At 55.3% G+C, this 6,406-nt stretch carries 7 protein-coding genes; all 7 read left to right on the plus strand.

Going from position 1 to position 6,406, the window contains the following annotated elements:
• The first annotated feature begins 76 nt into the window (after positions 1–76).
• The 7 genes from cutA to glmS all read left to right on the plus strand — a co-directional run bounded on the left by cutA (position 77) and on the right by glmS (position 6,291).
• A complete protein-coding gene (gene cutA / locus AC5M9B_RS04030) occupies positions 77–397 on the plus strand; it encodes a divalent-cation tolerance protein CutA (RefSeq protein ID WP_070654577.1) in 321 nt (106 codons plus the stop codon).
• Between the two features lie 131 nt (positions 398–528).
• Positions 529–912: an aspartate 1-decarboxylase gene (panD, locus tag AC5M9B_RS04035; RefSeq protein WP_003778979.1), complete on the plus strand. Its 384-nt coding sequence runs from the start codon at positions 529–531 to the stop codon at positions 910–912.
• Between the two features lie 87 nt (positions 913–999).
• On the plus strand, positions 1,000–1,842 hold the full coding sequence (kdsA, locus tag AC5M9B_RS04040; protein ID WP_019269924.1) for a 3-deoxy-8-phosphooctulonate synthase: 843 nt from the start codon (positions 1,000–1,002) through the stop codon (positions 1,840–1,842).
• Between the two features lie 143 nt (positions 1,843–1,985).
• A complete protein-coding gene (nrdR, locus tag AC5M9B_RS04045) occupies positions 1,986–2,447 on the plus strand; it encodes a transcriptional regulator NrdR (RefSeq protein ID WP_003776195.1) in 462 nt (153 codons plus the stop codon).
• 40 nt (positions 2,448–2,487) lie between these two features.
• Positions 2,488–3,018, plus strand: a complete 531-nt coding sequence (locus AC5M9B_RS04050) for a hypothetical protein (protein ID WP_244969490.1) — start codon at positions 2,488–2,490, stop codon at positions 3,016–3,018.
• Between the two features lie 69 nt (positions 3,019–3,087).
• Positions 3,088–4,185 (plus strand): bifunctional diaminohydroxyphosphoribosylaminopyrimidine deaminase/5-amino-6-(5-phosphoribosylamino)uracil reductase RibD, encoded by a 1,098-nt coding sequence (gene ribD / locus AC5M9B_RS04055; protein ID WP_070654573.1) that lies wholly within the window; start codon positions 3,088–3,090, stop codon positions 4,183–4,185.
• Between the two features lie 267 nt (positions 4,186–4,452).
• Positions 4,453–6,291: a glutamine--fructose-6-phosphate transaminase (isomerizing) gene (gene glmS, locus AC5M9B_RS04060; protein WP_070654571.1), complete on the plus strand. Its 1,839-nt coding sequence runs from the start codon at positions 4,453–4,455 to the stop codon at positions 6,289–6,291.
• Positions 6,292–6,406 lie beyond the last annotated feature (115 nt).

A 6,406-nucleotide genomic window follows, 5' to 3' on the forward strand; every position in this document is an offset into this window, starting at 1 on the left:
TGTTTTATTCTTGAATCTGTTCAAACCACTGATACACTAGTGTTGCACTTGAAATCCGAATCCAAGGTCGTCTGAAATGTCCGCGTTCAAACCCGTCATCGTTACCACTACCGCACCGACCCGCGAAGAAGCCGAAAAAATCGGCGGCCTGCTTTTGGAAAAACACCTCGCCGCCTGCGTGCAATACGAAACCATCACCAGCCAATACCTTTGGAACGGCGAAATCTGCCGCGACGACGAAATCCGCATCACCATCAAAACCTCGCGCCACTGCTACCGCGAAATCCAAAAAACCATCATCGCCAACCACAGCTACGAATGCCCACAAATCCTGATGCAAAACGTATCGCGCGGATACGCCCCCTATTTGCGCTGGCTGAAGCAGAGTTTAGGTTGATAAAACAGCCGCGCCGTCTGAAAAACGCTCAAGCATCATTATGAATTTACAGGGAAGTCCACTATAATGACGGCTTTTGATTTTCAGACGACCTCCGTCTGCATCCGCAATCCCAAACCAAAAGGAAACCCATGTTCCGCACCATGCTCGGCGGCAAGATACACCGCGCCACCGTTACCGAAGCCGACCTCAACTACGTCGGCAGCATCACAGTAGACCAAGACCTGCTCGACGCCGCAGGCATCCTCGTCAACGAAAAAGTCGCCATCGTCAACAACAACAACGGCGAACGCTTCGAAACCTACACCATCCCCGGCGAACGCGGCAGCGGCGTCGTCTGCCTCAACGGTGCCGCAGCACGGCTCGTCCAAAAAGGCGACATCGTGATCATCATGTCCTACGTTATGCTGTCCGAACCCGAAATCGCCGCGCACGAACCCAAAGTCGTCCTTGTGGACGAACACAACAAAATCCGCGACATCCTCTCCTACGAGCCGCCGCACACCGTCCTATAAAACACAAAGGTCGTCTGAAACCGCAAAATCCGCTTTCAGACGACCTTTCAGCCATTTTCAGACGACCTTCGAGAAAGCCCCATCATCATGAACATCCGCATCAACAACCTCACCGTCGGCAACGACCTCCCCTTTACCCTGTTCGGCGGCATCAACGTTTTGGAAGACCTCGATTCCACCCTCAAAGCCTGCGAACAATACGTCAAAGTAACCGACAAACTCGGCATTCCCTACGTCTTCAAAGCCTCCTTCGACAAAGCCAACCGCTCCTCCATCCACTCCTTCCGCGGCGTCGGCTTGGACGAAGGCATGAAAATCTTCCAAGCCGTCAAACGCGAGTTTAACGTTCCTGTCATCACCGACGTCCACGAACCCTACCAATGCGCCCCCGTCGCCGAAGTCTGCGACGTCATCCAACTGCCCGCCTTCCTCGCCCGCCAAACCGACCTCGTCGTCGCCATGGCAAAAACCGGCAACGTCATCAACATCAAAAAACCCCAGTTCCTCAGCCCTTCGCAGATGAAAAACATCGTCGAAAAATTCCAAGAAGCGGGCAACGGACAAATCATCCTGTGCGAACGCGGCGCCAACTTCGGCTACGACAACCTCGTCGTCGATATGCTCGGCTTCGGCGTCATGAAACAAACCTGCGGCGGCCTGCCCGTCATCTTCGACGTCACACACTCCCTGCAAACCCGCGAATCCGGTGCTGCCGCATCCGGCGGACGGCGCGCGCAAGTGCTGGACTTGGCGCTCGCCGGCATGGCAACCCGCCTCGCAGGCCTCTTCCTCGAATCACACCCCAACCCCGACCAAGCCAAATGCGACGGCCCCAGCGCCCTGCCGCTTGCCCAACTGGAAGACTTCTTGACCCGCGTCAAAGCCATAGACGAAACTGTCAAATCCTTCGCGCCTATGGACATCCGTTAACGGGTATTGCAAACGAAAGGTCGTCTGAAAAGCAGAAAACGGTTTTCAGACGACCTCTTCAACCCATAATAAACCCACCGACTATACGGGAATAGCTCAATCGGCTACAATTCCGTTTCACAAACAAATAAATTCAAAAACTTATGAAATGTCCGTTTTGTCAGCATCCCAATACTCAAGTCACCGATTCGCGGCTCTTGGAAGAGACGAACAGTATCCGCCGCCGCCGCCGTTGCGTGGAATGCGGGCAACGGTTCAGTACGTTTGAAACGGTCGAAATGCGGATGCCGCAGGTCATTAAATCCAACGGTACGCGCGTGGCGTTTAATCCGCACAAGCTGAGAACCAGTTTGGAACGGGCTTTGCACAAACGCCCGATCGCCCAGGAAAAAATCGATGAAACGGTCGCGCTGATTGAGCAGCGTCTGTATCAGTCGGGCAACAAGGAAGTGCCGTCGCGCATGGTGGGGGAAATGGCGATGGAGGAGTTGGCAAAAATCGATCAGGTCGCCTATGTCCGTTTTGCTTCCGTGTATAAAAGTTTCAACGACGTGTCCGAGTTTACTCAGGCAATCGCCACGCTGGTGCAGACCGACGGGAAATAGGTCGTCTGAAAGCGGTGTGTTGATGATGAAGAGGATGTTTATGAAAAGAGTTTTATCCGTAGCCGCCGCACTATTCTGCCTTGCCGCCTGCAGCCCCGAGCAGAACAATGCCGCGCCGAAAGCCGCCTCCGATACGGTTCAAACGCTGACGAGCATGGACGGCAAAATTTCCATCTCCGTTCACAACAGCCACTTCACCGACATCATCGCCGATTCCGCCCGCCATCCGAAAAACGTTCCCGCCTCCAGCCTGATTCTGCTCCAACACGACCCTGAGGCGCGCATTACGATTTATGCGGCAAACAACGGTCCAGCCCAAACGGATGCCAAAGCCTATTTCGCCGAACTCAAAACCGCGCTGCAATCAGACGAAACTCAAAATGTCCGCGTCGGCATCGCCACCGACAACCGCATGAATTACCAAACCGACCGCGAAGACCGGCAAGGAAAGTTCAACCAATACTGCATCGCTATTCACGAAGCCAATATCTATACCGTTTGCGCGTACAGCCATCACGCGGGTCAGAAGGAATTGTCGGAAGTATTGAAAGAATTGAGCTTGTCGCGTTAATGCTTCGACGAACGGAATACGCGAAAGAAAAGGTCGTCTGAAAACGGAAAACTTTAAGAAATCCACATTATGTTTGATTGTATTGATACCCAAATGATGCAAAACGCCCTTGCCCTTGCGCGGCTCGGGCGTTTTTCCACTTCTCCCAACCCGCGCGTCGGCTGCGTGATTGCACACGGCAGCCAAATCGTCGGGCAGGGGTTTCATGTCAAAGCGGGCGAACCGCATGCCGAAGTGCATGCGCTGCGGCAGGCGGGCGAAATGGCGCGCGGGGCGACGGCTTATGTGACGCTCGAACCGTGCAGCCATTATGGCCGTACACCGCCCTGCGCCGAAGCCCTAATCGGCTCGGGCGTGTCGCGCGTGGTCGCCGCCATGACCGACCCCAATCCGCTGGTGGCAGGCAAAGGTTTGGCAATGCTGGAAGCCGCAGGCATCCGCACCGAAAGCGGTTTGCTGGAAACCGAAGCGCGCGAACTCAACCGCGGTTTCCTCTCCCGTATCGAACGCGGCCGCCCGTTTGTCCGCGTTAAATGCGCCGCCAGCTTGGACGGCAAAACCGCGCTCGCCGACGGACGCAGCTACTGGATTACTGGCGAAGCGGCAAGAGCGGACGTACAAACCTTACGCGCGGAAAGCTGCGCCGTCTTAACCGGCATCGGCACAGTGCTTGCCGACAATCCGCGCCTCAACGTCCGCGCCTTCCCGACGCTGCGCCAGCCCGCGCGTATCGTGTTGGACAGCAAACTGCAAACGCCGTTGGGCAGCCACATGGTTTCAGACGACCTCAGCCCCACTATCATCGTAACCGCCGTCGATGATGAAGAACGTCTCAAACCATACCGCGCGTTCCATCATATCCGCCTCTTGAGGTCGTCTGAAAACGCCGCCGGACGCATAGACCTTGCCGCCCTGTTGCCTCAGTTGGCAGAGCTGGGCTACGGCGAGATTATGGTCGAAGCGGGCGCGACGCTGACCTCCACCTTTATCGAAGCAGGCTTGGCAGATGAAATCGTGCTGTACCAAGCGCCGAAAATCTTAGGCGAAGGCAGAAGCCTGCTCACCCTCCCCGCCAACCCTGCCGTTTTGACTTCGGAAGGCGAATGGGAAAGCCGTTCGGTAGAGCTGATCGGGCAGGACGTAAAATGGGTTTTGCGTAAAAAATAGGCTGATAATTGGATTTTGAGACTGTTTTAGTTATCTAGGAAAATCCCAGTTATTTTGTTACTAGAGCAGGGGAAAGGCCGTCAGAAGCTTTGGAAATGCTTTTAAACCCGCCGTTTATGCCGACATGGCAAGCGTATTGCATGGTTTTTAAATGTTAATTTCTTTAAAATTCAGTGTGATATGTTCTGCTCTGATATAATACTCGGGCAAGGCGTTCGGAAGCCGGCGTCTTGTCTTTTTTCAACTTTTAGATACTAAGGAACTCATATGTGCGGTATCGTCGGCGCCATCCGCGCCAATCACAATGTAGTCGATTTTCTGACCGACGGTCTCAAACGCCTTGAATATCGAGGCTATGACTCGTCGGGTATTGCAGTAAACATGGACGGCAAAATCAAGCGCGTGCGCCGTGTCGGCCGCGTGCAGCTGATGGAGGACGCCGCGCGAGAAAAAGGCGTGTTCGGCCATATCGGCATCGGCCATACCCGCTGGGCGACCCACGGTGGCGTAACCGAACCCAACGCCCACCCCCACATCTCCGGCGGCATGATTGCCGTCGTCCACAACGGCATCATCGAAAACTTCGAAGCCGAACGCGAACGCCTCAAAGCCTTGGGTTACACCTTCGAATCGCAAACCGACACCGAAGTCATCGCACACAGCGTCAATCACGAATACACCCAGAACGGCGGCAAACTGTTTGAAGCCGTCCGCGCTGCCACCGCCCGTTTCCACGGCGCATACGCCATCGCCGTGATGGCGCAGGACAAACCCGAAGAAATGGTCGTTGCGCGCATGGGCTGCCCGCTCTTGGTGGCATTGGGCGATCAAGAAACCTTCATCGCCTCCGACGTATCCGCCGTCATCGCCTTTACCCGCCGCATCGCCTATTTGGAAGACGGCGACATCGCCGTATTGAGCGCGAATGGCATCGACAAACTGATTGACAAAACCGGTGCCGAAACCCAACGCAAAGTCAAAGTATCCGAGTTGTCACTCGCTTCGCTGGAGTTGGGCCCTTACAGCCACTTCATGCAAAAAGAAATCCACGAACAGCCGCGCGCCATCGCCGATACCGCCGAAGTCTTCCTTGACGGCGGCTTCGAACCCGAAAACTTCGGCGCGAACGCACGCGAAGTGTTCGACGATATTCACAGCATCAAAATCCTCGCCTGCGGCACGTCCTACTACGCCGCGCTGACCGCCAAATACTGGCTCGAATCCATCGCCAAAATCCCGACCGACGTCGAAATCGCCAGCGAATACCGCTACCGCGACGTGATTGCCGATCCGAAACAACTGATCATCACCATCTCCCAATCCGGCGAAACCTTGGACACGATGGAAGCCCTGAAATACGCGCAGTCTTTGGGACACCAACACAGCCTGTCCATCTGCAACGTCATGGAATCCGCCCTGCCGCGCGAAAGCGAATTGGTGCTGTACACCCGCGCCGGTGCAGAAATCGGCGTCGCTTCCACCAAAGCGTTCACCACGCAACTGGTTGTATTGTTTGGCTTGGCGGTGACGCTGGGCAAACAACGCGGCTTTGTTTCCGCCGAAAAAGCGCGCGAATACGTCGAAGAACTGCGCCAACTGCCCGGCAGCATCCAACACGCCCTCAACCTTGAGCCGCAAATCGCCGCGTGGGCGCAAAAATTCGCCAAGAAAAACAGCGCACTGTTTTTAGGTCGAGGCATCCACTTCCCGATCGCTCTCGAAGGCGCGTTGAAGCTGAAAGAAATCACCTACATCCACGCCGAAGCCTATCCCGCAGGCGAATTGAAACATGGCCCGCTGGCATTGGTGGACGAAAACATGCCCGTCGTCGTCATCGCGCCGAACGACGGTTTGTTGGACAAAGTCAAAGCCAATATGCAGGAAGTCGGTGCACGCGGCGGCGAACTCTTCGTTTTCGCCGATTTGGACAGCAATTTCAACGCCACCGACGGCGTGCACGTCATCCGCGCCCCGCGCCACGTCGGCGTACTCTCGCCGATCGTGCACACCATCCCCGTGCAGCTCCTGTCCTACCATGCCGCCCTCGCACGCGGCACGGACGTGGACAAACCGCGCAACCTGGCGAAATCGGTTACAGTTGAATAAAGCCCGATTTGAACGGTAAAAGGTCGTCTGAAAACTTTTGAACTGCACCCCAAAAGTTGGACACATCCCCTCCAACTCACAAGGTGCAGTTTTTTATGAGCAAATATACATTACA

Source organism: Neisseria flava, assembly GCF_982712965.1.

Bases quoted from the DNA above. Each gene is read 5' to 3' on its own strand.
- cutA (WP_070654577.1), top strand. From the start codon at position 77: ATGTCCGCGTTCAAACCCGTCATCGTTACCACTACCGCACCGACCCGC.
- panD (WP_003778979.1), top strand. From the start codon at position 529: ATGTTCCGCACCATGCTCGGCGGCAAGATACACCGCGCCACCGTTACC.
- kdsA (WP_019269924.1), top strand. From the start codon at position 1,000: ATGAACATCCGCATCAACAACCTCACCGTCGGCAACGACCTCCCCTTT.
- nrdR (WP_003776195.1), top strand. From the start codon at position 1,986: ATGAAATGTCCGTTTTGTCAGCATCCCAATACTCAAGTCACCGATTCG.
- AC5M9B_RS04050 (WP_244969490.1), top strand. From the start codon at position 2,488: ATGAAAAGAGTTTTATCCGTAGCCGCCGCACTATTCTGCCTTGCCGCC.
- ribD (WP_070654573.1), top strand. From the start codon at position 3,088: ATGTTTGATTGTATTGATACCCAAATGATGCAAAACGCCCTTGCCCTT.
- glmS (WP_070654571.1), top strand. From the start codon at position 4,453: ATGTGCGGTATCGTCGGCGCCATCCGCGCCAATCACAATGTAGTCGAT.